Consider the following 23,738-nt stretch of genomic DNA (forward strand, 5'->3'; position numbering starts at 1 on the left):
ACCTGCGGGCACAGCACGAGTTGTAAGACGCAACAAGCCGCGCGTCAGCGAGGGTTGCGGCTTACGTCGTGCCCGCGGAAAGCGTAGTGGATTTTTCCCATTTAGGAGTCGATACTGTACTAGGTACGGATGCGCAGTGTCAGGCACTCAAACAATTTCCTTGCATTTTTTTGAAACACTAAGGAAAATCCACGTAGACTCCTGCGGGCACAGCACGAGTTGTAAGACGCAACAAGCCGCGCGTCAGCGAGGGTTGCGGCTTACGTCGTGCCCGCGGAAAGCGTAGTGGATTTTTACGATTTAGGAGCCGCTCCTATGCAAGCTAAGTGCCAGGCACTCAATCAACGTTTCCCTTTCAAAAAACTATCTCCATTATTTAAACAAATCTGGGTACATTTCTTTTGCTAGGGCTTCCATTCCATCTATCGTGTTGTAACCATATCCGAACATATAATTGTAATCTACAATATACATCTGCTTATTTTTTATAGCTTTCATACTAGATAGTTTCGGATTCGCATAAATTTCTTCCCTTACTTTTGTAAGATCAGAACCATCCCAGTTTGGAATAATTAAAACATCTGGATCTGCGGCAATTAACGTTTCAATGCTAACATCACCTGTCTCATCCTTGAAAATATTATCTAATTTCACCATTTTGAATGCATCGTTAAAAAACGTTTCATCGTGTGCTGGATAAACAAAAAGCTCTTTTGGATCGTTCGTATGCAAATAAGCAAACGTTTTTTCGTCTTTAATGCTTTCTAATTTCGAAGAAATATCTTGTTGTCTATCTTTTAATTCTTTAATAAAGCTCGCTGCTTTGTCTTGAACATTAAAAATTTCACCGATGTTTTCAATATCGTTATAAATTGAATCATACGTACCACCTGTCACTGACGATTCTAATACATATGTTTTGACACCTAATTCATTAAGTGAATCAACCGTACCTACTCCCCATTCAGCATTATCAAATAAGCCACCTCGACCAAAAACTAAATCTGGATTAGTACCTAATGTAACTTCTTTTCCTACGTACTCATCACTTAAAATATTTAACTTTGAATACTCATTTTCTACAGCTTTATCAACTGCTCCGAAGTTTGCACCAACACCAACAATTTTATCACCTAAGCCTAAATGCAATAATAATTCTGCAGCTGGTCGCGTGTTGGCCATGATTCTTTCAGGTGCCTTATCGAATACTTGATCTTTCTTTTCCCAAGTAGAACCACCCTCTGCCTTTGAATAGTTTGTAATTGTCAGTGGATAATGCTCTGTTGCTTCGGATTCCTCAGTTGTATTTTTTGTAGTGTTACCACAAGCTGTTAACATAAATATAGCTGCTAAACCAATTCCTAATAATAGTTTATTCTTCATTGTGATCCTCCTAAAGACCATATGCAAATCCTAATCCCTTCGTCACAGGATTAATAAATGTTTGGCATTTTATTTGATATAAAGCTTCAATTGTATCTGGTATTAGTACTTCTTCTGGGGTACCATGTGCATAAATTTCCCCATCCTTTACCGCATAAAGATAATCGCAGTACTGTGCTGCCATCTCTAAATCATGGAGCGCTGCTAGTACACCAATGTTTAAATCCTTTACACAAGATAAAATTTCAATTTGATAGCGAATATCTAAATGATTTGTCGGTTCATCTAAAATCATAAATTTAGGCTGTTGCGCAATTGTTCTTGCTAAAATCACACGTTGTTTTTCACCACCAGACAATGATAGAAAACTACGATTTTTATAATCTAGTAAGTTCGTTCGCATTAACGCTTCCTCTACAATATCAAAATCCTGTTGTGTGTCAGACTCTAGCATTTTTTTATGTGGTGTTCTGCCTAACAGCACCATTTGCTGAACCGTTAAATCAAAGTGCATTTCATTGAACTGACCAACTACACCTAAGTGCTTTGAAATCTTTTTCTCTGAGCTTTTTAAAACATCTAGATTATCTAAAAATACCATTCCCTTCTGCGGAACAAGGCTTTTATATATACTTTTTAATAAAGTTGATTTTCCGCATCCGTTTGGTCCGATTAAGCCCACAAATTGTTGCTTTTTAACTTGTATAGATATATTTTTAACAATTTCCTTTTTGCCGATCTTAACTTCCATTTCCTGTGCAACTAATTCCATTTTTCTACCCTCCGAAGTTGTAACCTTTTTTTACAATCATATAGATAAATAATGGTGATCCAATAACAGAAGTAATGATCCCAATAGGTAATTCAACATTTTGAATTAAAGTTCTGGACAAAACATCTGCCCAAATCATAAATAGTCCTCCTAAAAGTAATGTACCTAGCATTAATCGTTTATGATCTGCACCAAATATTCCTCTTGTAATATGAGGAATAATTAATCCTACGAAGCCTATCATGCCTGCGTAGGCAACCATTGTGCCTGTTATAAGTGAAGTAAGAATCATATATAATTTTCGGTATGCGCTTAAATTGATACCTAACGTTATAGCTGATTCATCGCCTAATAGCATTGTATTTAACACACGATACTGGAAAAGGAACAGTGTGGCTCCCAGTACAATAACAATCGCTAATATCGGTGTTTTATCCCAGCTTGCAGAGGCTAAACTTCCCATTGACCAAAAAGTAACTGTCTTAATACCTTCCGCATTATTTGCAAAAAAGATAATAAGGCTTGAGAAAGAGCTACATAAAGCTCCTATGACAACACCTGATAATACAAGTTTTATTGACGTTGCCTTCCCACCAATACTCGATAATATAAGCACTGCCATTGATGTAATCATTGCTCCCGCAAATGCTCCGAAAGCTACACCAAACTGTGATAACAGTGCACTGCTGCCAAACCCTACTAAAATCGCAAATGTCGCTCCTAATGAAGCTCCTGAAGATATACCAAGTATGTATGGATCAGCAAGTGGATTTTGTACGACTGCTTGCATAACAGTCCCACATAAAGCAAGTCCTATGCCAATTAGTAAGGCAAAAATCACCCGAGGCATTCTCACCTGTAAAATGATATTCAAAAAGGATTCACTGTCCACATTTTCAAGCGATCCAAATTTGCCATTGGACATTGCGTGCAATAGAATGCTCATTGTTTGCTTGAAGGGTATGCTGACTTGCCCAATTGATACAGAATAAACGGCAGATATAAATATGGCACCTATTAAAAGTAGGATAATCACATAATAAATATTGCCCATGCCTATTCTGCTAACATCCTGTTTATCCAAAATTTCACCTCTATCTAAAATCTTAATTGATAATGATTTTCATTTTCAATTACTATAATAATTTATAATATAGTGAAAAACAACAAAAATATTAAGACTGCTATAATTTTCCTTGCTAAAAAGCCCCATTGCATTCACACTAACAGCAAAGAAGTTTTAATTTTTACCTACTTAGGGTTAGTTTATAAAATATTAAATAAGGAGATTAACAATGAGCAACATTACCTTTGACCATATCGAAAAAATTGGCCATATCATATATGAAGATGAAGTTTGTCAGCATGTTCATTATCCAGAGATGCTGAGTCGTTATGATAGTAATTTTATTCTATTTAAAACGATGCCCTCATTAACTACATTTAAAGAAACGGCAAGGATGCTACGTACCTTTCATCAAAAATATAATCAAAAGCACTTAAAATTTATTTTTCCATCTAACGAGAAGATTACCGCCGATATTCTCAGTTATTTAACTGAAGAAAACTATGATATTGGTTTTTTAGAATTATATACTATTGAGCCAAGCCAATTTGCAACAAGCGTGCATCGACATGTTGATGTTCAGCCAGTGACAGAAGACAATTTAGAGGTATTTTTAAAACTACAGTATGAAGAGGATTTGAAATATGGCGAAACTTTTGCCACGGAAAAAAAAGCATTACTACAACGTCGTTTCCATGATTCTCACAAACATCAGCTCCTAGCCTACTATGACGGTATCCCAGTTGGTTCTACGGAGCTTATCGAGGAAGTTACAACAGTTGAAATTGATAACTTATTTGTACTTGAAGCCTTTCAACGTAAAGGGATAGGTACGCAACTTCAGCAATATGTCATGCAGAAATTTCATCATAAAATAGTTATTTTAGTAGCTGATGGCGAAGATACACCGAGAGACATGTACCAGAAACAAAACTATGTATATCAAGGTTTCCAATATGAAGTTTTAAAGGTTGAAGGAGATTAAACAGCTAGGGTCATAAAAAAGGCACTTAATTCAGCCCTTCGCATTTTCCATAACACTACTTAAACCTTCCCTCTTTAATATGAAATGCTGCTAATAATCCGCACACAAAAAGAAGCTACTCAAAAGTTTGCACAACTAATGAGAAGCTTCCATTTTAACCCTTCAACCATTCAAACAGACAGATGTTTACTTTTAACTGAGAAAATTGGTCAAGATTTAGAGTCTGATTGTGTTTCAATCATTTCTTTTGGAACTGCACGGTAAACCGTAAATGACAAAATAATCGCTAATATCGTTATTACAAAAGCAATAAGATACACAAGTTCTACACCAGCAACCATAGCTTGGCTAATTGTAGCCGGATCACTCGGATTGGTCGCATTTGTTAAAAAGTGATTTTGTCTGGCATTCATAATACTAATAAAAACAGCAACACCAATTGCACCTGCAACAGGCTGCAAAGTTGTCATGACCGCAGTGCCGTGTGGATATAAAGATTTAGGTAATTGGTTTAAACCATTTGTCTGCGCAGGCATCATAATCGCAGAAACACTAAGCATTAATAAAATATAGCATAATACGATTATCCAAATAGGTGTTTCAGCTGTTAACCTACTTAACGTAAAGACTGTACCACTTAATACAAGTGTTGCAGGAATCATCAATACACGGGGGCCAAATTTATCGAACAATTGCCCCATGAATGGAGACATAAGTCCATTTAGCAAGCTCCCAGGTAGTAGAACGAGTCCTGCTGCTGCTGCAGTCAAGGCTAATGGACCTTGCATAAATATTGGTAAAATGATTTCCGATGCAAACATCGCCATAATAATAATTAAAAACATTAATACTGCGTGTGTATACATTGGATATTTAAATACTCGTAAATTCATTACAGGCTCTTTCAGCTTAAACTGTCTTAAAGAGAATAATACAACACCAATGATTCCGATAATAATCGTCACAAATACACTTGGGCTAAGGAAACCTTTTTCTCCAGCAGCACTAAACCCGTAAATAATTGACCCGAAGCCAATCGTTGAAAAGATTATAGACAGAACATCAATTTTCGGTTTTGTGACCTCCGAAATATTTGTTAAATATTTAGAAGCAAAAACAATTGAAAATAAGGCGAAAGGAATAACAATAATAAATAAATAGCGCCAGCCTAAATATTCAACAATAACACCTGATAAAGTCGGTCCGATTGCCGGTGCAAACGTAAAAATCAAACCTACTATCCCCATTATTTTCCCGCGATTTTCCGGTGGATATAATAATAAAAAGACATTAAAAATAATCGGCATCAATAGCCCTGTTCCAATTGCTTGGATTAATCGACCTACTAATAAAACGGGAAAGCTAGGCGCAATTGCACAAATGATTGTTCCAATTGTGAAAGTGACCATAACACCAATGAACAATTGCCTTGTTGTAAACCACTGTAACATCAAGGCGGAAATTGGAATAACTATCCCCATTACAAGCATAAATCCTGTTGCCATCCACTGAACAGTTGGCAAAGTAATGTGGAACTCATGCATTAATGTCGTTAATGCAATGTTTAACAATGTTTCGTTTAAAACTGCAAAAAAAGCACCAATAATTAACGACAGCATAATCGGTAATGTTTTAACGTTAGGATCTTGTGATAGGAATTCATATTTTATAGATTGATTTTGTTCCATTTAATTACTCCTTACTAGCATGTATTTTTTGGTGAACTTTTCTTTTTTAAAAATATTCCGTTATCGAGCAGAACATTGGATTAAGAATTGCTCCCTTCTTAGTTAATATCAAACTAACCTAGGATTGAATAAACAACAAAATGATATCCAAAACCAATCTTACCCAAATCATTACCTCATCAACCATCCCAGTAATAGCAATTGTTCTTCCCAACGGAAAACGGGAGCATATGCAAATTAAGCTCAGTTAAAACAAGAACCTTTATCATTGTATCCCGCTTAAAAAACGAAAAGATCACAAGCACCTGCCTGTGATCATAAAAGTAAAGGGAAAAAACCATCCATATTTCATTAAGTTGTCAGTAAGAACAAGAAACCTACCTTTGGTAAACCAAATAAAAGGTTAAAGTAGACAAAAATAAAGAAAGGAAAAACAAGTCGCCTTTCTTTCATTACATATAAATAGCCCTCACAACTAAGTGGGAACAATTAATGAAATTTGGTAAATAACAATTTCACAATATGAAATGAAGATAATTAAAAAAGGACTGACTAATTCCATTTACTCTGCATACACAAACAGAGCCTTTGACAGTATTCAATTACTGGTTCAAAGTTGGGAATTTTAGTGTCATTTTCTAACATCCTCCTTAAAGCATCTTTTATACACAACGAATTATAACGAACTTATTAGCAGAAGTCAAAGTTTTCAAAAACAAGAAAAAATTATTGCAGTCGTTGTTGAATAACAAAAATTTATTACAGAAAAAAGAATAGGATACACTTACGCATCCTATTCCTTTGCTGCATCATTCAAATTTCGGCAAATAAATCATTGCCTTAAATAAATCACCATCTACTTGCACTAAAAATTTACCGTGTTGGATGTGAATAAGGCTTTCAGCAATCGATAAGCCTAATCCGCTACCTTGACTTGATCTTGATTCATCGCCTCTTGTAAAACGTTCCATTAGCTCATCGACGGAAATATTTAATTCATATGCTGAAATATTTTTAAATGTTACGAGTAGTTCATTTCCTATATCTTCTACATCAATATATACCCTCGATGCAGGCAGTGCATATTTAAAAATATTCGAGAATAAGTTTTCGATGGAGCGCCATAGGAGTTTACCATCAGCTTTCACATACACTTTTTCTGTAGGGTGGGCAAACTTAAAGTTTAATGATGCTGCTTCAATTTTCTCACCCATTTCCCCTATCCCTTGCTTTAGTAATGCTACGATATCAATCCGTTCTAACTGCACAGGTATACTGCCACTTGACGCTTTAGCCGCTTCAAATAAATCATCGGTTAAGTGCTTGAGTCTCTTCGATTTTTGATCTAATACGTCTATATATTCAGCAATTAGTTCAGGGTCTTTTTCTATTTTTAATAAATCGACATACGTAATAATTGATGTTAAAGGCGTTCGGATATCATGCGAAACATTCGTAATAAGCTCTGTTTTTAAACGCTCGCTTTTAATCTCACTATCCACCGATTTTTTTAAGCCATCTGTAATACTATTAATATTCACTGCAAGTTGGCTAAACTCTCCTTTTCCATCAATATCAATTCGATGATGAAGGTCCCCATTTTTAATTTGCTCGACGCCCTCTTTAATGCGATTAAACGACTTCACCTTTTTCAACGCAAACCAAGCAGCTAAGCCTAGCGTAATAGGAAACATGAAAAACGTCGCCGCAGCTACTAAAGGATAACCAATAACAAGAAGCACAATTTTCACAGCCGTACTGCCATTATCGAAAACATGTTTTATCCCAATAAAAATCTTTTGGAAGATTTGATATATAACAGTGTGCTGAAGTAGTGATCTATTTTTAATATGCTTGATAAGCGATAAAATCATTAGTAAGGCAATAATAAAAATAGGTACCGTGAGGAGAATGTTCATTTCACGTAACACCTCAACAATCATTGCCACCCACAACCCTGTTAAACCAGCGACTATGACAATATTGACATCATTATATAGTTTATCAATAACAGAAAAATGCATTTCTTTATCTTTAAATGAAGTTCTTCCAATAACTATTACTAAATAAACAAAAGATACAATAAACCCTACCAGAAATAAAATGAATTCATTAAGATAACTTTTAGCAACCTCTTTATTCTTTTCCCATTCTTGCATTTTTTGCTCTAAGTAAGATTCTTTATATGCCACATAAATAGCATCTGTTTGCGGATTCAACATTTCAACATCTTGTGTAATGTAATCTAAGTATTTATTTTTTTTCATTTCATTTGGATAAAGCTTTTGTTGATAATTCGCAAATTGCATATATGCACCAAATGATGCAAATTGCTCTTTCTTATTTAGTTCACTATTAGAGAATACATGTTCACCATCACTCGCGTAATATACGATTCCGTCATATGCATCTAATGCGCTGAGTAAACGATAGAATACTCGTACTTGTTCTCGTATGCGTTCTTCTTTTTTACTTTGTATATCATCTGAATATGCTTCTTGATATATCTTTCTATTTTCCACCTCACTCAAATTCCCATTATATTTGGATGAATATTGGAAATCATTATATAATTCTCCTTCCATTTCTCTCATTTCTTCTTTTGTAAGTGCCTTACCACTTAAAATATACTCTTCACTTTTATATGTTCCGATTATTTGCGCTAAAGAGCTAATAAGGCTATAACTTTCATCGGCGAATGCTATGCTTTCAAAATAATTGTCTTGATTGATACTACTAAGATGAACTTCATTTAATTCCATGTTGATAATTACCTTCGCAGTACCAGTTAAACAAGCGATGGCAATTAGAAACACAACCACTTTCGTAATAAGTGCATGACTAATATTTTTCAACTTTATATCCCACTCCCCATACAACTTTTAAATATTTCGGCTCTTTTGGGTTAATTTCAATTTTTTCTCGAATTTTTCGGATATGTACCGCCACCGTATTTTCTGGATTAATGGCACTTTCATTCCATACCTTTTCATAAATCTCTTCGATTGTGAATACTCTCCCCGTATTTGCTGTGAGTAATTTTAAAATTTTATACTGCACTGGAGTTAAATGAACTGCTTGGTTATCAACGGTAATGACTTTCTTTTCATCGTCAATCATAAGACCACCCGTTTGAAATACATGACTGCTCACCTCAAGACTGCCAAATGCCGTATACCTTCTTAGCTGCGATTTCACCCTAGCGACAAGTTCTAATGGATTAAACGGCTTGCCCATATAATCATCTGCGCCAATATTTAATCCAAGTATTTTGTCATAATCCTCCGACTTAGCAGAAAGCATAATTAACGGAATCATATTATCTTGCCGAATCTTCATCGTTGCCGTAATGCCATCCATTTTTGGCATCATTATATCCATAATAATTAGATGAATAACTTGATCTCGAATAAGTTCGATTGCCTCTATACCATTGTAAGCTTTGAATATTTGATAGCCTTCGTTTTCTAAATAAACACTAATAGCTCTTACAATTTCTTTATCATCATCACAAATCAAAATGTTCAACTACATTCACTCCTCCATCTCTTTAGGCTTTTAAAAATTCCCCTATAGGATTCGTATTAGAATATAATACTAATTAAATCTTAACAAACCCATGCATCAATTCTTAAGATTTTCTTATTGTTGTCCAATATATATTCATTATGCCGAATAGCCGAATTTGCCCTTATGATTATATAAAACTCCAAATTAAATACATAATTGATTTTCTTTAAAGAACACATCTGTCTTTCGGTTATTAAGGTGCGTAAGGTAATGGAAGGTAATATTATTAAAAGGGGTTTTTAATTGCAAAGAAAAACCACTCCTCATAATTATTAAAAACCATGAGAAGTGGTGCTTTGTCATTTAATAGTGATTAACACTACCTTATAAAAGGAAGTTTTGAAACATGTATTTCTAGGCTCTCTAATGCGATAGTGCCCACCTTTAAAAGCTGTGTAAACCCTTGTTTCGAAAACATCATGGGCCCGTATGGTGGATTGCGTTAGCAAAATTATAGGGAAAATAAGGGATGCATTTAATGCTAAATAAATTGTTATCATTGCCTAAGAGTATCTAAAAAAATGACTCCGGTACTGTACCGAAGTCATCTCATTGCAGCCTAGAAATATAGTGTCTCTTTTTTTAACTGTCCAATTCTGTGTTTTCAATATTATTTAAAGTAAATATCTCTTAAAAAACAGCCTATTTTAAGAATTGTTCTTCAAAATATTCCAGCTGGTAATCTAAAGTTAGAGAATCGTTAAACATAAAGGCATTTCCATCCACTTCAATTACATGGTCGTTCTTCACTGCTGGCATTTCGTTATATAGTTCTGTCTTTTGATAGGAATTATCTTGGTCATTATATTTACTGACAACCAAGTAGTCTCCAACATAATCAGGTAATACTTCAGATGAAATCATGTAGTATCCTTCTTTACTTGTCATTTCTTTTACTTTTTCAGGCATTTTCAGACCCATTGCCTGATAAAGAACTTCTGTGCCTCTTCCCCAGCTATTGCCAAGAATACCTATATCTTTATCGTAACTTTCCATTACAGTCACCGTTGAATTTTCGCCAACTTTTGCTTTAATTTTATTTCCTACAGTAGTTGCACGGTTTTTGAAGTCATCAATCCAGTCTTGAGCTTCTTTTTCTTTGTTTACCAATTTACCAATTTCTAAATGCTGTGTTAAATAATCGACTTTATTATACGTATAGGTAACTGTTGGGGCAATTTTTTTCAACCTATCTAGGTTATTATTATCGCTGTCTCCAATAATTAAATCTGGTTCTAATTCAATAATTGTCTCTAGATCCTCATCTGACACAGTTGTAACATCTTCTAATTGCTCTTTAAATAACGGACTTGCCTTAGACCACTCGTCCACCCCTACAATATTGACGCCAAATGAGATTAAGTCACCTGCATTACCTGTCAAAACTACTACCCTTTTCGGATGAGCAGGTACTTCAATTGGTCCATTTTCAGATTGATATGTAATTGTTTCACTTTCTTCCTCTTTATTTGCATCCCCTTCTGCCTGATTCTTTGTACTATTGCCACAGGCACTAAGAAAAAGCACACACATGAAGATGAAAGGTATAATAAATCTTTTCAATTTAAGATTCTCCTTTATATTTACTATCATTATCGTTTTCACAGAATGATGATAATGATTATCATTACTATTTAAAAATGATAGTCTCCTTTCAATCTTTTGTCAATAGCAGTTTAAGATAGATAAATAATGAGACAAAAAAGTAGCCTTGTTAAAAACAATTTAACAAGGCTACTTTAACTATCTTCATCTACAATCGCAATTTGTTGAAGAAGAACATGTTGTTAATAAACTACGTCATTACTTTCTTGTTTCCACAACAGAATTTCATTAGCAACTTTTTCAGGAAAGTCCCAATGAAGGTGGTGTTTAGTGTTTTCTATACCTATTACCTTTAATTCTTTAATACCTTTTTTAATTTCCTGTATTCCCTTTTTTCGGGCTGAATCTGTCGGTACAATTGTTGCATGAAGTAATAAAACAGGACACTGAATACTTTCAAAAGTGGTTGAACAAGGCTCTTTATAGAATGCCTTAATAATTGCTAAAATACTGAAAACGTCCGCCTTAAATATATAATTATCATTAACCTTTTTAAAGCTAGATGCTATTAATGAATTAAGATTTGTATCCCATTGCTTTGTTGTGTAACTTTGGTATTCTTTGACCACTTCATCCCAAGAACTATATATACTGGACTCAACATATTCTTTCCAATCTATCAAGGCTTTTTCCTCTGTCAGTCCATCAACATATTCAGGAAACGCATATCCTCCATCTAATAAAATAACGCCCTTTACCTTAGCAGAAGATATTTTTGCGATGTGTAGGCAAAGGTCTGCCCCCCAAGAATGTCCCAACATGTAAAAAGGTTTATTCGTAATCTGTTGTATTACCTGATACATACTCTTTGCTAAGGAGGAAAACATATAATCCTCCTCCCGTTTTAGTGAATCCGTTTCTCCATGTCCCGGGTTATCTATAAGAATAAGATGAAAATCATTTATTAGGTATTCGATAAGCCCAGAAAAACTTTTTAAATCACCAGTCATTCCGTGAAGACAAACAAGTGAAGGAAGGCTGTTATCACCAAATTCACATCCGTAAAAAGTATTGCCATCTACTGTTATTTGAAACTTCTTCAATTCTATTACTCTCCCTCAACTTCATCTATTTTGTTATATTCTTTGAGCTAATAATTTTAAATAAACTTACCACGTAAATTTATCAAATGTCCATTTTTTTCTTATTGCATTTTACTGTAGCTTTAATTCAAATACATAATTTCAAAATCTATAAAATATTTCAGCAACATTTCACATCTATTTGTAAACTACATGAGTGGCTAGACTGCTTACAATCGCCATGTTAAACCCTGACTAACACCGCACACTTATTTAGACATACACACACTTCACTATTAGCAGGAGCAGGTGTCACACCCGAACAAATCATGGATAGACTTGGCTATTCAGATGATCAAATTACCAAAAACGACTATCTCCACGTAACGAAAGAAATGAAAAAAGAAGCCTCTCATAAGTTCAATGAACTTATGAGAAGCCTCCGTTAAAATGCTTTTATTCCGTTTCATCTTATATAAAAGATCAAAGGTTTAAGCGGCTTATTACATCATGCCGCCCATTCCACCCATGCCGCCCATATCAGGCATACCTGGTGCTGCTAGTTCTGGAATATCTGCTACAACAGCTTCAGTAGTTAATAATAGAGCTGCTACAGATGCTGCATTTTGTAGTGCTGAGCGTGTTACTTTTGCTGGGTCTACTACGCCCGCTTCCATCATGTTAACCCACTCGCCTGTTGCAGCGTTGAAACCAACACCGATTTCTTCGCGTTTTAGGCGATCTACAATAATTGAACCTTCAAGACCTGCATTGTTTGCGATTTGGCGAACTGGCTCTTCTAATGCACGAAGAACAATTTTCACACCTGTTGCTACATCGCCTTCAACTGCATCAGCTGCTTTTTCAACTGCTGCGTATACATTTAGAAGTGCAGTACCACCACCTGATACGATACCTTCTTCTACTGCTGCACGTGTTGAGTTCAATGCATCTTCAATGCGAAGTTTGCGTTCTTTTAATTCTGTTTCTGTTGCAGCACCAACTTTAATAACTGCTACACCACCTGCTAATTTCGCTAGGCGTTCTTGTAATTTTTCTTTATCGAATTCTGAAGTTGTATCAGCAAGCTGTGCACGAATTTGGCCGACACGACGCTCGATTGCTTCTGTACCGCCAACTCCTTCTACGATTGTTGTATAGTCTTTTGTTACAACAACTTTCGCAGCACGGCCTAATGATGTAATATCAGCAGTTTTAAGATCTAAGCCTAATTCTTCTGTAATTACTTGACCACCTGTTAAGATTGCAATATCTTCAAGCATCGCTTTACGACGGTCACCGAAGCCTGGTGCTTTTACTGCTACAGCATTAAATGTACCACGTAGTTTATTAACTACAAGTGTTGCAAGAGCTTCACCCTCAACATCTTCAGCGATCATTAATAGTGGACGACCTTGTTGTACCACTTGTTCTAATAGCGGTAAAACTTCTTGGATATTCGTAATTTTTTTATCTGTAATTAAAATGTATGGGTTATCAAGAACCGCTTCCATTTTATCTGTATCTGTTACCATGTAGTGCGACGCATAACCGCGATCGAATTGCATACCTTCTACTACATCTAATTCAGTTGTGAAACCTTTAGATTCCTCAATTGTAATAACACCATCATTACCAACACGTTCCATTGCTTCTGCAATTAGTTGGCCTACTTCGTCGTCAGCTGCTGAGATTGCCGCAACTTGTGCGATTTCCTCTTTATTGCTTACTGGACGAGAAATAGCATGTAATTCTGTAAGAGCTGCTGCTACCGCTTTGTCAATCCCTTTACGGATTCCTACAGGGTTTGCACCAGCTGTTACGTTTTTAAGACCTTCACGGATAATCGCTTGTGCAAGAACTGTTGCAGTAGTTGTACCATCACCAGCGATTTCATTAGTTTTAGAAGCAACCTCTGCTACTAATTTTGCACCCATGTTTTCATATGGATTTTCAAGTTCAATTTCTTTTGCAATTGTTACACCATCATTTGTAATTAATGGTGAACCGAATTTTTTTTCTAATACGACGTTACGACCTTTAGGACCTAATGTCACTTTTACTGCGTTTGCTAATTTATCTACACCTTGAAGCATTAATGCACGAGCTTCTTCTGAGAATTTAATATCTTTTGCCATTTGAATTTACCCTCCTGAAATGGAATATTCGTTAAGCCTAATTAATATAATAACTATTATTCAATAATTGCAAGAATATCACTTTCACGTAAGATTAAGTATTCATTGCCTTCATATTTAACTTCTGTACCTGAGTATTTAGAGAAAATAATGTGGTCGTCAACTTTAACGTCAAGCTCTACACGTTGTCCGTTTTCTAATATACGACCTGTCCCAACTGCTACTACTTTACCCTCTTGTGGTTTTTCTTTTGCAGAGTCTGGTAGTACAATTCCAAATGCAGATTTTTCTTCTACCTCGATTAGTTCGATGACAATACGATCTCCTAGTGGTCTTAACAAGTGAAACAACCTCCTATTAATTAAATATTTCTTAAAAGTTTATTAGCACTCTATATCAACGAGTGCTAATACATTTATTATGATAATCAATCAACTGTTTTTTTGCAAGTCAGAACTACGAAAAATTTTGTTTTCTTTCCATATTCCTCTACAATAGAAAGGTAGCTTATGAATGGAAAGGATTTTGACTGTGAATAATACTTTAAAAAACGTACAGCATAAAAAAACGGCTCTCTATGTTTTAATCATTTACATTGTCATGCAATTATCAGGAAAGTGGTTACTTTTACCGTTTCATAAATTTGTGATGAGTACAACGGGTTTACCTCATGCACAAGCGGCCCCTATTACACAAGGCTGGTATATCGCACTCAGCTTTGCCATTGCATTGATTTTAAGTTTGATTTTAACTACTCGTGATAAATCGTTTTGGGATATTTATCAAGGTAAAAAGGAGACTATTCCACTTACAATCGTGTGGGGAGTGTTAGGTTTCTTCCTTGTGTTCTTCGGGCAAATGATTGGTGCAGCTATTGAGATGGCTGTGTTCGGAATCGAGGGTGGCTCACAAAACACCGCTGATATTGTGGCGATAGCAAAAGGTGCTCCAATTGCCATTTTAGCGATAGTTGTTTTTGGCCCAATTTTAGAGGAATTCGTCTTCCGTCGTGTTATTTTCGGCTCGCTTGTCCAAACAACGAACTTCTGGGTGGCAGCCATAGTCAGTGCCATTTTCTTTGCGCTAATTCATTTTGATTTTTCACATATTCTGTTATATACGATTTGTGGTTTAATCTTTGCTTTCTTATACCATAAAACAAAAAGGATTTGGACTTCAATTATTGCGCATGTCATGCTGAACGGCTTCGTTACACTTGTACAATTAAACGCAGAACCGTTGCAAAAATTTTTAGAAGAACTGCAAAAAATGCAATAAAAAAGAGCTAGATGTGGAAAACATCTAGCTCTTTTTATTAGTCATTTAATTCTTCAATTTGTCGTCGTTGTTCAGCTAACAAACGCTCTACTTGCTCGCGTTCTGCTTCTTTACGCTCTTCCTCTAAAAGCAATGCCTCGGCTTGTAAAAACTTACGATAGCCTCTGCGTGCAATGATAATACTAATTTCATAAATTACAAATAGCGGAATCGCTACGATAACGTTTGAAATAAAGTCTGGTGGTGCAAGAAATACCGCAATAACGATTAACACAAAATATGCATACTTTCTGAATTTCACCATCAATTCAGGATTTAATATACCTAAACGTGCTAAAAATAATGTCACAACAGGTAATTGAAAAATGATTCCGAACGGCATGACTAGGCGAAACAAAAATGAGAAATATTCGTTAATACCAATTGTTTGTTGTATATCTAAATTCGCAGATAAGCCCATCATAAAGTGCATGACATATGGGAATAAAACATAATAAGAAAATGAAGCTCCTGCTAAAAATAGAAAGAACGAATATGGAATATATTTTAAAGTAGCCTTACGTTCTGTCTCATGTAAACCTGGTGTAATAAATAACCAAATTTGATGAAGAAGCAACGGGGAACTTATAACAAACGCTACAATGACTGTCACTTGCAAATATACGACAAGGGGATCAGTCACTTTAAACGCGTTTAAAGTTAGTTGCTCTGCTTCTTTACTATATTGAATATGTTTAATTAATGGTTCGGCTAGATAAAAGCCAACTATAAGTGCAATAACAAAGAAAACAGCGCAAATAAAGAGCCGTTTTCTTAGTTCTTCTAAATGCTCTACGACTGTTAATTCTCTTGGATTCATATTAACTAGACATCCTTAACTTACTTAACGTTATCATTTTCTTTATGTTCAATTATTTTCTTTTTTGTATCGTCATCGTCATCAGCTAGACCTTTTGTTGCATTTTTAAATTCACGAAGTGTAGAACCCATTGCTTTACCTAGCTCAGGTAATTTCTTTGGTCCGAATATTAGAATTGCAACCACACCGATAATAACTAGGCTAACTGGTGTAAAAGCACTTAAGTGCACAACCATTGCAGCCACCTCCTCTTATATATATATCATTTTAACTTAAATATTTTCGTTTGGCGAATTTATTTCAATAGTTTAAACACCATCAATTGTAACAGTTTACAAATTTGTGAATACCTTTATTTATCGCTATTTCGTATTAAATAAATGAGCGCTTGTAATTCTACCGACAAATCTATCGTTAATAATTTCATAGTATCTGGTACGGTAATACGCTCTGGCGTAAAGTTTAAAATGCCCTTTGCATTCATTGCTGCTAATCGATCCGCCATCTTCTGAGCAGAACGCGAAGATACTGTTAAAATAGCAAGGTCTGCTCCATATTCAGCATACTTTTCTTCTAATAAATCGGGATGATAAACGGGAATATTGCTTATCATTTTCCCTTCTTTTGGTGCCTTTGAGTCAAATGCAACCACTATATGAGTGTTATGATTTTTTTGGAAATTATACTTTAAAAATGCATTCCCTAAGTTCCCCACACCGATTAACGCTACTTTTGTTGTCTCATGCTGATCAAGTGTTTGGCTAAAAAACTTCAATAGATGCTGAACATCATAGCCATATCCCTTTTTGCCAAGCGCACCGAAATAAGAAAAATCACGACGAATCGTTGCAGAATCGATTTTCATCGCCTCGCTCAATTCCTTCGATGAAATACGTTCCATTCCTTCTTGCGCAAAGTTTTGGATAAATCGATAGTAAAGAGGAAGTCTTTTAGTTGTGGCTTGTGGAATTTTTACTTCTTGTTTCAAACTTTTTCCTCCTTATAAACACATCAAATTCACCTAAGCGTATTTGAATACTCATTTTGAAACATGCTTATATGAATCAATTACATTTCAGCGTACATGCATCTAGAATTTTTTGAGCATGCTTGAAAGTCTTCTCATAAAATCTATGACATCCGCTGGGCCGCTAACTTGATTCAGACGGGTTTCAACCCACACTGAGTTCAATGCATATCATATTCATCACCCACTTATAAAAGTGGAGGATTTCCCTTTAGTTAACGGCGTGTTTTACGCCACTAACTAAAGAGAAATCGTTTCAATCTTACATGACAGCTTAGAATAAGTAAAGCACTGACATTGCAAGCAATTCCGTCATCCTTTACACTAAGAAAGAATTGAGGTGTCAAGAATGATTGTATTACAAGTCAATCAACTATATAAATCCTTTATTGCAGATGAAATTTTAAGTGGAGTCAAACTAGAAGTACAACACCGTGATCGTGTAGCATTAGTCGGACGTAACGGGGCTGGTAAATCCACTTTACTAAAAATCATCGCTGGTCAATTGTCATATGATTCTGGCGATATTATTATTCCAAAGGGCGTACAAGTTGGCTATTTAGAACAACATGCGGGTCTAAACTCAACTTTATCAATTTGGGACGAAATGATGACAATTTTCGAACCGCTTCTTGGACAGGAAAAGACATTGCGCTCCCTTGAGCAACAAATGGCTGATCCAGCGGTTTACGAAAATCCAGAAATGTATGCAAAGGTTATGTCCGAATATGACCAATTACAGCATGATTTTAAAGATGCAGGAGGCTATCAATACGAATCTGATACGCGTTCTGTTCTTCATGGTATGCAATTTTACCCAGAGGATTATGAAAAAGCAATTAGCTCATTGTCAGGAGGTCAACGAACTCGTTTAGCTCTTGCAAAGCTTCTATTAAGTAAGCCAGATTTATTAATTCTCGATGAGCCTACAAACCATTTAGATATTGAAACGCTATCTTGGTTAGAGACTTATTTAAAAGGCTATGAAGGCGCTATTTTAATCGTTTCACATGACCGTTACTTCTTAGACCAAGTTGTCTCCATCGTCTATGAAGTTTCTCGTCATCGCGTTACGAAATACACTGGAAACTACAGTGCTTATTTAGACGAAAAGGCGAAAAACTATGAGCGCGATGTAAAAATGTTTGAACGCCAGCAAGATGAGAAAGCAAAGCTTGAGGATTTTATTCAAAAAAATATAGCCCGTGCCTCTACGACCAAAATGGCACAAAGCCGACGCAAAATGCTCGAACGTACGGAATGGATGGACTCTCCTGACGGTAACGAAAAATCAGCTAGCTTTGGCTTTACGATAGAGCGACAAAGTGGCAATGATGTGCTCTCTATTGACTCCTTAGCTGTTGGCTACGGTGACAAGCAAATATCTAGTGGCATCACACTACGAGCTTTTCGTGAAGATCGCATTGCACTAGTTGGACCAAATGGTGTTGGTAAATCGACATTATTAAAAACGATTGTCAAAGATTTATCCCCACTTGCAGGGGACATTCGTTACGGTACCAATGTGCAAATTAGCTACTACGACCAAGAACAGGCAAAGCTCTCTAGCAATAAAAGCGTTTTAAAAGAATTATGGGATGAATGGCCATTAATGAACGAAAAAGACATTCGCACTGTACTTGGTCGCTTTTTATTCAGTGGAGAAGATGTAGATAAAGCCGTCAATTCTTTATCTGGTGGTGAGAAGGCTCGATTAGCATTGGCAAAATTAATGATGCAAAAGGCGAATTTCTTAATTCTCGATGAGCCTACCAACCACTTAGATTTAGATAGTAAAGAAGTGTTGGAAAATGCCTTAATTGATTATCCTGGAACGCTCCTCTTCGTATCACATGACCGATATTTTATTAATCGAATTGCAACGAAAGTTGTTGAGCTATCTGGTGAAGGTTCGTTTGAATATTTAGGTGACTACGATTACTATCTTGAGAAAAAACAGGAACTTTTTGAAATTGCTCAAATGAAGGCTGCTTCTCAACCACAAATACAAGCAACAGCTCCTGAAAAGACCTCTACTTCCAAAATAGATAGAGAGGCAAAAAAACGTGAGCGGCAAATTAGACGTTCAATAGAAGAATTAGAGATCAACATGCAAAAGGCAGCTACAGAAATCGCTCGTTTAGAAGAAGCTCTCTGTGATCCCGAAATTTTCACTGACCATGAGAAAATTTCACAACTACAAGGTGAATTAGCTACTATAAAAGAGCAGCATGAAGTCATTGAAATGGAATGGCTCGAACTAAATGAGGAACTAGAAAATATTATTTTATAAAATCTCAAAAAGCCATATGCTATGTCATATGGCTTTTTTCTTTACTCGCCTTTATTTTTCATATATATTGGTCAAGTGCTATTTTTCGACAAAAAATGCCCACAACTTTATACACACTATAAAACTAGTAATACCAACATATCAACAGACTTTTCCACACTGTCCACAATTTCAAATTATTTAATCCACATCGTTCTGTGTAAAATGGGCTACTATATATAGAATAATCACAACTTATACACAAGTTATCCACAATTTGTGCATAAGTACGAATGTTCGCAGTTTTTTTATGCACTTTTTTCACACTTCCTGTGGATAATTTTCTGAAAAATTTGTCAATTATTTATTTTTCTAATATAGGTATATATTTTCTAGCATTATTCGTGATTTTATATACCATAATATTTTTATAAAAATAAAAAAAGAGACGACTCAGCTAAAACTCTGAGCCATCTCATTCAAGTGCTTACTCAACCCACGATTTCAATTCCATACCAGGTCGACCATTCATCATCATATTTCCGCGAACACCTGCTTCAAACATCGGGGTTGCAGCAGCCCCTATCATTGCTGCATTGTCTGTACATAATTTCAATGGTGGTACAAAAAAGGGAATACTCTCATTAGAAAATACCGCCTCAAGGGATGTACGCAAACCTTTATTAGCAGCTACACCACCTGCTGCAATTACTTGCTTAACTTTATATTCACGCGCTGCACGCAATGTTTTTGCAGTTAGTACTTCAACTACACTTTCCTGAAAGCCTTTTGCAACAGCTGTTGGAGAAATCTCTTCACCACGTTGATCCATATTGTGCTTATAGTTAATTACTGCTGATTTTAAACCGCTAAAGCTAAAATCATAGGATTCTTCCTCAAGCCATACACGTGGAAAAGCAACGGCTTCTTGACCTTCATGTGCTAACTGATCTATACGGGGACCTCCTGGATACGGTAAGCCTAACACGCGTGCAACTTTGTCATAAGCTTCTCCTGCCGCATCATCCCGCGTTTCTCCTATCACTTCAAATGAGCCATGCTCTTTCATATAAACAAGCTCCGTATGTCCCCCTGATACAACAAGGGCTATTAATGGAAATTCCATTGGTTGGACAAGTGCATTGGCATAAATATGACCCGCAATATGATGTACGCCCAAAATCGGTACATTGTTAGCGAAGGCAAACGCTTTTGCTGCGTTAATGCCAATTAACAGTGCCCCTACCAGACCAGGGCCTTCTGTAACAGCTACTGCATCTAAATCAGATGGCTGCATATTTGCTTGTTTTAACGCCTCTTCAATAACAACCGTAATTTGCTCTACATGGTGACGTGATGCAATCTCGGGTACTACGCCACCAAAACGCTTATGACTCTCAATTTGTGAAGCAACTACATTTGAAACAATTTCAGAACCATTACGAATAACAGCCGCTGCCGTTTCATCACAGCTGGACTCAATTGCTAAAATAACTCGATTTTCCATTATAAATTCACCCACATGACTAGGGCATCCTCCCCGTTATCTGTATAGTAACCTTTACGTATGCCACCATCTTGGAAGGCAAGCTTGCGGTAAAGATTTTGTGCCACCGTATTCGTTTCACGTACCTCTAGACTCATAACGTCCATTCCATGCTCCCGTGCAATACGCATCGCTTCCCGCATTAAGCCTTCTCCAATTCCACGACCACGAGCTGCCTCGGTAACAGCCACATTTGTAATTTGAGCCGCATCTATGACCATCCACATTCCACAAAAACCTATTATGCTATTGTTTTCATCTACTGCTAAAACATAGTGTGCATATTGATTTTCATGCATCTCATAGTAAAAAGAATCCAATGTCCATGGCGTCGGGAATGTAGCAAGTTCAATCGCATAAACCGCTGGTACATCCTCTGATACCATTTTACGATACATTACATTACTACTCATGTGCCTTCTCCTTTTGCTCTTTTAACCAGTTTGCTTCAGCCTCAGCAATACGTTTATATTGCGGAGTAAAATGATGGACTTCCTCTAGACTCGGTAATTTCGCTGTGCTTGCTAAACTAATCGCTGCACTCGCACGTGGCAAATCCTCATGAAGAGGTGCACGATACGCATTATGTTCAAGGACTTCAACAATTTTATCCCAAAATAGATCGACATCTACTCCTACAAATAATATAGGTGCATCTAAAGCCTTCAAACGGGCCAACAGTCCTTCAATATGATCATGATAATCCTCTATAACTACATCCAACTTCGAGCCTTTATAGACAGCTGTGTATACATTGCCACGACGTGCATCAAATATAGGACATATTAGTCCATCAAAAAGCGCTGCATTTGCTGCTAATACTTTTAAGCTTGAAACACCGACTAATGACTTCTGTAATGTCCATGCTAATGTTTTAGCAAGCGTTACACCAATTCGTACTCCTGTATATGACCCTGGCCCTTCTGATACAGCTATTGCATCTAACTCATTTGGCTTTACACCAACATTAGCTAGTATCGTTTCAATTGCTGGCATTGCACCTGCAGAATGCGTTAATTTTATATTTTGTACAACCTCTGCCAACACTTTTCCATCCTTAACAACTGCAACAGAAAGTGGCGCATTCGCTGTTTCAATTCCTAACCAAATCATCTCATTAGCTCCTCACATATTGCCTCATATCGCTTGCCATAAGGCATTAACACAAATCGTCGTTCGTATTCACTAACACGGTAAATTTCAATTGCTAAACGCTCTTTAGGTAAATCTGGTTCAATTAAATGTGCCCACTCAATAACGGATACCGCATCACCATAAAATAGCTCGTCCCACCCAAGATCCTCATCACTTTCCGCCAAACGATATACATCCAAATGATTAAAGGGCAAACGACCCTCATACTGTTTCACAATAGTAAACGTAGGGCTATTAACCGTTCTAGTTACACCTAGACCTTTTGCTAAAGCTTTTGTAAATGTGGTCTTCCCAGCACCTAAGTCGCCCTCTAAAGTAATTGTATCTTGTGCCATAAGTAAATTTGCTAGCTTCATGGCAAAGTGCTCTGTATCTTCTAGTGAATTCATTATTTTTTCAAATTTCATCTCTATGTCCTCTCCTAGCTCATTACTTCTAGTTTACCGAAACACACGCAAATGTTCAAAGCATCGAGTGATTTTCAAAAAAATAAACACGTCCTCTTTCGAAGACGTGTCTACTCTCTTGTTGAATATCCCTTCAGCGCAATAACCTCTTTATTTACTAATTGATTATCTTTAAATTGAACGATATAGGCTTGCGTCAAAAGTATTTCATCATTCCATCGGTAATAATCACTTTTAATCGTCTCGCTTGGGCTACCACCAGCTATTTCAACTACTTCCATATAACTCATACCTAGTTGTAATTGCTCAAATTCATTTTCATTCATATTTTTTTGCCAATGATACGAATTCGATTCCTCTATATCAATAATTGGAACTCCGCAAGCTACTTTAAGTATAAAGATTAACCAAAGTATGCCGAAACGTATCCCTATTGACACACCTCCGTCCTCCCGTGCGAAACCTATACTGTCTATACATATGCAACGGAAAAGGATTTAGTGCAATTCTTTTAGTGTATCCCGCGATTCCTTAGGCTTTACTTGCGATTTCTGAAGCTCAATCAGCGATTCGACAAACATTATCCTTAAAAAACAAATAAAAAAGCCCTTATGATTAATAAAAAATCATAAGAACTGTATTTTCATAAAAATGGCGGTCCCGACCGGGATCGAACCGGCGATCTCCTGCGTGACAGGCAGGCATGTTAACCGCTACACCACGGGACCTCTTTAAGACATATATAAATATAACATATAATATATAAAAGTACAATACTATTTTTATATTTTTAAAATAAAACAAGTATTTTTATTGACCTGTTTTGTAAAAAAATATAAAAAAACAGCCAACACACAGCTGACTGTTTTAATTGCCTAGCGACGTCCTACTCTCACAGGGGGAAGCCCCCAACTACCATCGGCGCTAAAGAGCTTAACTTCCGTGTTCGGTATGGGAACGGGTGT

The 23,738-nt window shown here is 36.2% G+C and carries 21 protein-coding genes, 1 tRNA gene, 1 rRNA gene and 1 pseudogene; 4 read left to right on the forward strand and 20 right to left on the reverse strand.

Annotation, left to right across the window (positions count from 1 at the left end; translation table 11 throughout):
- Nucleotides 1–372: 372 nt before the first annotated feature.
- The 3 genes from ACIQXW_RS23115 to ACIQXW_RS23125 are packed head-to-tail and all read right to left on the reverse strand — an operon-like array spanning nucleotide 373 to nucleotide 3,209.
- Nucleotides 373–1,383: an ABC transporter substrate-binding protein gene (locus ACIQXW_RS23115; RefSeq protein WP_402765921.1), complete on the reverse strand. Its 1,011-nt coding sequence runs from the start codon at nucleotides 1,381–1,383 to the stop codon at nucleotides 373–375.
- 10 nt (nucleotides 1,384–1,393) lie between these two features.
- Nucleotides 1,394–2,155 carry an ABC transporter ATP-binding protein gene (locus ACIQXW_RS23120; protein WP_401022295.1) on the reverse strand — a complete coding sequence of 254 codons (762 nt, stop codon included), beginning with the start codon at nucleotides 2,153–2,155 and terminating at the stop codon, nucleotides 1,394–1,396.
- A 4-nt stretch (nucleotides 2,156–2,159) separates the two neighbouring features.
- On the reverse strand, nucleotides 2,160–3,209 hold the full coding sequence (locus ACIQXW_RS23125; RefSeq protein WP_401022375.1) for a FecCD family ABC transporter permease: 1,050 nt from the start codon (nucleotides 3,207–3,209) through the stop codon (nucleotides 2,160–2,162).
- 241 nt (nucleotides 3,210–3,450) lie between these two features.
- On the opposite strand from ACIQXW_RS23125, the gene ACIQXW_RS23130 reads away from it, so the two are divergent.
- Complete coding sequence (locus tag ACIQXW_RS23130; RefSeq protein ID WP_402765925.1) at nucleotides 3,451–4,206, forward strand: GNAT family N-acetyltransferase; 756 nt, start codon at nucleotides 3,451–3,453, stop codon at nucleotides 4,204–4,206.
- Between the two features lie 209 nt (nucleotides 4,207–4,415).
- Here the strand turns inward: ACIQXW_RS23130 and ACIQXW_RS23135 are convergent, their stop codons facing one another.
- From ACIQXW_RS23135 to ACIQXW_RS23155, 5 genes are all read right to left on the reverse strand, one after another.
- The gene (locus tag ACIQXW_RS23135) at nucleotides 4,416–5,894 is read right to left on the reverse strand and encodes an MDR family MFS transporter (protein ID WP_340822113.1); all 1,479 of its coding nucleotides are present in this window, start codon (nucleotides 5,892–5,894) and stop codon (nucleotides 4,416–4,418) included.
- Nucleotides 5,895–6,703: 809 nt separating this feature from the next.
- Complete coding sequence (locus ACIQXW_RS23140; protein ID WP_402765929.1) at nucleotides 6,704–8,749, reverse strand: HAMP domain-containing sensor histidine kinase; 2,046 nt, start codon at nucleotides 8,747–8,749, stop codon at nucleotides 6,704–6,706.
- On the reverse strand, nucleotides 8,736–9,422 hold the full coding sequence (locus ACIQXW_RS23145; RefSeq protein WP_402765932.1) for a response regulator transcription factor: 687 nt from the start codon (nucleotides 9,420–9,422) through the stop codon (nucleotides 8,736–8,738). Before ACIQXW_RS23145 ends, ACIQXW_RS23140 begins: the two co-directional genes overlap by 14 nt.
- A gap of 684 nt (nucleotides 9,423–10,106) precedes the next feature.
- Complete coding sequence (locus ACIQXW_RS23150; protein WP_402765935.1) at nucleotides 10,107–11,027, reverse strand: iron-hydroxamate ABC transporter substrate-binding protein; 921 nt, start codon at nucleotides 11,025–11,027, stop codon at nucleotides 10,107–10,109.
- A 224-nt stretch (nucleotides 11,028–11,251) separates the two neighbouring features.
- Nucleotides 11,252–12,112: an alpha/beta fold hydrolase gene (locus ACIQXW_RS23155; RefSeq protein WP_402765937.1), complete on the reverse strand. Its 861-nt coding sequence runs from the start codon at nucleotides 12,110–12,112 to the stop codon at nucleotides 11,252–11,254.
- 202 nt (nucleotides 12,113–12,314) lie between these two features.
- Between ACIQXW_RS23155 and ACIQXW_RS23160 the strand changes: the two are divergent.
- Nucleotides 12,315–12,540 (forward strand): annotated as a pseudogene (locus ACIQXW_RS23160) (tyrosine-type recombinase/integrase); the annotation flags it as partial.
- 54 nt (nucleotides 12,541–12,594) lie between these two features.
- Here the strand turns inward: ACIQXW_RS23160 and groL are convergent.
- Together groL and groES are read right to left on the reverse strand one after the other, a co-directional pair.
- On the reverse strand, nucleotides 12,595–14,229 hold the full coding sequence (gene groL, locus ACIQXW_RS23165) for a chaperonin GroEL (RefSeq protein ID WP_340822080.1): 1,635 nt from the start codon (nucleotides 14,227–14,229) through the stop codon (nucleotides 12,595–12,597).
- A 56-nt stretch (nucleotides 14,230–14,285) separates the two neighbouring features.
- A complete protein-coding gene (gene groES / locus ACIQXW_RS23170) occupies nucleotides 14,286–14,570 on the reverse strand; it encodes a co-chaperone GroES (protein WP_173478892.1) in 285 nt (94 codons plus the stop codon).
- Between the two features lie 172 nt (nucleotides 14,571–14,742).
- Here groES and ACIQXW_RS23175 point away from each other — a divergent pair, with 172 nt between their 5' ends.
- Nucleotides 14,743–15,507: a CPBP family intramembrane glutamic endopeptidase gene (locus ACIQXW_RS23175; protein ID WP_340822079.1), complete on the forward strand. Its 765-nt coding sequence runs from the start codon at nucleotides 14,743–14,745 to the stop codon at nucleotides 15,505–15,507.
- Between the two features lie 37 nt (nucleotides 15,508–15,544).
- Here ACIQXW_RS23175 and tatC read toward each other — a convergent pair whose 3' ends face one another.
- The 3 genes from tatC to ACIQXW_RS23190 all read right to left on the reverse strand — a co-directional run bounded on the left by tatC (nucleotide 15,545) and on the right by ACIQXW_RS23190 (nucleotide 17,354).
- The gene (tatC, locus tag ACIQXW_RS23180; RefSeq protein WP_402765942.1) at nucleotides 15,545–16,366 is read right to left on the reverse strand and encodes a twin-arginine translocase subunit TatC; all 822 of its coding nucleotides are present in this window, start codon (nucleotides 16,364–16,366) and stop codon (nucleotides 15,545–15,547) included.
- 20 nt (nucleotides 16,367–16,386) lie between these two features.
- Nucleotides 16,387–16,602, reverse strand: a complete 216-nt coding sequence (locus ACIQXW_RS23185) for a twin-arginine translocase TatA/TatE family subunit (RefSeq protein WP_228134172.1) — start codon at nucleotides 16,600–16,602, stop codon at nucleotides 16,387–16,389.
- Nucleotides 16,603–16,718: 116 nt separating this feature from the next.
- The gene (locus ACIQXW_RS23190) at nucleotides 16,719–17,354 is read right to left on the reverse strand and encodes a redox-sensing transcriptional repressor Rex (protein WP_228134173.1); all 636 of its coding nucleotides are present in this window, start codon (nucleotides 17,352–17,354) and stop codon (nucleotides 16,719–16,721) included.
- Between the two features lie 388 nt (nucleotides 17,355–17,742).
- Here ACIQXW_RS23190 and ACIQXW_RS23195 point away from each other — a divergent pair, with 388 nt between their 5' ends.
- Complete coding sequence (locus ACIQXW_RS23195) at nucleotides 17,743–19,686, forward strand: ABC-F family ATP-binding cassette domain-containing protein (RefSeq protein ID WP_401022278.1); 1,944 nt, start codon at nucleotides 17,743–17,745, stop codon at nucleotides 19,684–19,686.
- 466 nt (nucleotides 19,687–20,152) lie between these two features.
- Here the strand turns inward: ACIQXW_RS23195 and tsaD are convergent, their stop codons facing one another.
- The 7 genes from tsaD to rrf form a co-directional block, all read right to left on the reverse strand.
- Nucleotides 20,153–21,172, reverse strand: coding sequence for a tRNA (adenosine(37)-N6)-threonylcarbamoyltransferase complex transferase subunit TsaD (tsaD, locus tag ACIQXW_RS23200; RefSeq protein WP_402765946.1), 1,020 nt, complete (start codon nucleotides 21,170–21,172; stop codon nucleotides 20,153–20,155).
- Entirely contained in the window at nucleotides 21,172–21,624 is a 453-nt protein-coding gene (gene rimI, locus ACIQXW_RS23205; protein WP_401022275.1) for a ribosomal protein S18-alanine N-acetyltransferase, read from the reverse strand. The genes tsaD and rimI overlap by 1 nt, the downstream gene beginning before the upstream one ends.
- Nucleotides 21,617–22,324, reverse strand: a complete 708-nt coding sequence (tsaB, locus tag ACIQXW_RS23210) for a tRNA (adenosine(37)-N6)-threonylcarbamoyltransferase complex dimerization subunit type 1 TsaB (RefSeq protein WP_402765949.1) — start codon at nucleotides 22,322–22,324, stop codon at nucleotides 21,617–21,619. Before tsaB ends, rimI begins: the two co-directional genes overlap by 8 nt.
- Nucleotides 22,321–22,773: a tRNA (adenosine(37)-N6)-threonylcarbamoyltransferase complex ATPase subunit type 1 TsaE gene (tsaE, locus tag ACIQXW_RS23215; RefSeq protein ID WP_340822068.1), complete on the reverse strand. Its 453-nt coding sequence runs from the start codon at nucleotides 22,771–22,773 to the stop codon at nucleotides 22,321–22,323. Before tsaE ends, tsaB begins: the two co-directional genes overlap by 4 nt.
- A gap of 110 nt (nucleotides 22,774–22,883) precedes the next feature.
- Nucleotides 22,884–23,213, reverse strand: coding sequence for a hypothetical protein (locus ACIQXW_RS23220; RefSeq protein ID WP_402765953.1), 330 nt, complete (start codon nucleotides 23,211–23,213; stop codon nucleotides 22,884–22,886).
- A 212-nt stretch (nucleotides 23,214–23,425) separates the two neighbouring features.
- Nucleotides 23,426–23,501, reverse strand: a tRNA-Asp gene (locus tag ACIQXW_RS23225).
- Between the two features lie 145 nt (nucleotides 23,502–23,646).
- Nucleotides 23,647–23,738 (reverse strand): 5S ribosomal RNA (gene rrf, locus ACIQXW_RS23230); the annotation flags it as partial.

The sequence above is a fragment of the Lysinibacillus sp. NPDC097162 genome, assembly GCF_044762185.1.
In the GTDB taxonomy this organism is placed as follows: Bacteria; Bacillota; Bacilli; order Bacillales_A; family Planococcaceae; genus Lysinibacillus.

What these genes read in the sequence shown, in the direction of transcription:
- tsaB (WP_402765949.1), bottom strand. Translation starts at nt 22,324, where the DNA reads ATGATTTGGTTAGGAATTGAAACAGCGAATGCGCCACTTTCTGTTGCA.
- ACIQXW_RS23130 (WP_402765925.1), top strand. Translation starts at nt 3,451, where the DNA reads ATGAGCAACATTACCTTTGACCATATCGAAAAAATTGGCCATATCATA.
- ACIQXW_RS23120 (WP_401022295.1), bottom strand. Translation starts at nt 2,155, where the DNA reads ATGGAATTAGTTGCACAGGAAATGGAAGTTAAGATCGGCAAAAAGGAA.
- ACIQXW_RS23135 (WP_340822113.1), bottom strand. Translation starts at nt 5,894, where the DNA reads ATGGAACAAAATCAATCTATAAAATATGAATTCCTATCACAAGATCCT.
- rimI (WP_401022275.1), bottom strand. Translation starts at nt 21,624, where the DNA reads ATGAGTAGTAATGTAATGTATCGTAAAATGGTATCAGAGGATGTACCA.
- ACIQXW_RS23125 (WP_401022375.1), bottom strand. Translation starts at nt 3,209, where the DNA reads ATGGGCAATATTTATTATGTGATTATCCTACTTTTAATAGGTGCCATA.
- ACIQXW_RS23115 (WP_402765921.1), bottom strand. Translation starts at nt 1,383, where the DNA reads ATGAAGAATAAACTATTATTAGGAATTGGTTTAGCAGCTATATTTATG.
- ACIQXW_RS23185 (WP_228134172.1), bottom strand. Translation starts at nt 16,602, where the DNA reads ATGGTTGTGCACTTAAGTGCTTTTACACCAGTTAGCCTAGTTATTATC.
- ACIQXW_RS23175 (WP_340822079.1), top strand. Translation starts at nt 14,743, where the DNA reads ATGGAAAGGATTTTGACTGTGAATAATACTTTAAAAAACGTACAGCAT.
- ACIQXW_RS23195 (WP_401022278.1), top strand. Translation starts at nt 17,743, where the DNA reads ATGATTGTATTACAAGTCAATCAACTATATAAATCCTTTATTGCAGAT.
- tsaD (WP_402765946.1), bottom strand. Translation starts at nt 21,172, where the DNA reads ATGGAAAATCGAGTTATTTTAGCAATTGAGTCCAGCTGTGATGAAACG.
- groL (WP_340822080.1), bottom strand. Translation starts at nt 14,229, where the DNA reads ATGGCAAAAGATATTAAATTCTCAGAAGAAGCTCGTGCATTAATGCTT.
- tsaE (WP_340822068.1), bottom strand. Translation starts at nt 22,773, where the DNA reads ATGAAATTTGAAAAAATAATGAATTCACTAGAAGATACAGAGCACTTT.
- tatC (WP_402765942.1), bottom strand. Translation starts at nt 16,366, where the DNA reads ATGAATCCAAGAGAATTAACAGTCGTAGAGCATTTAGAAGAACTAAGA.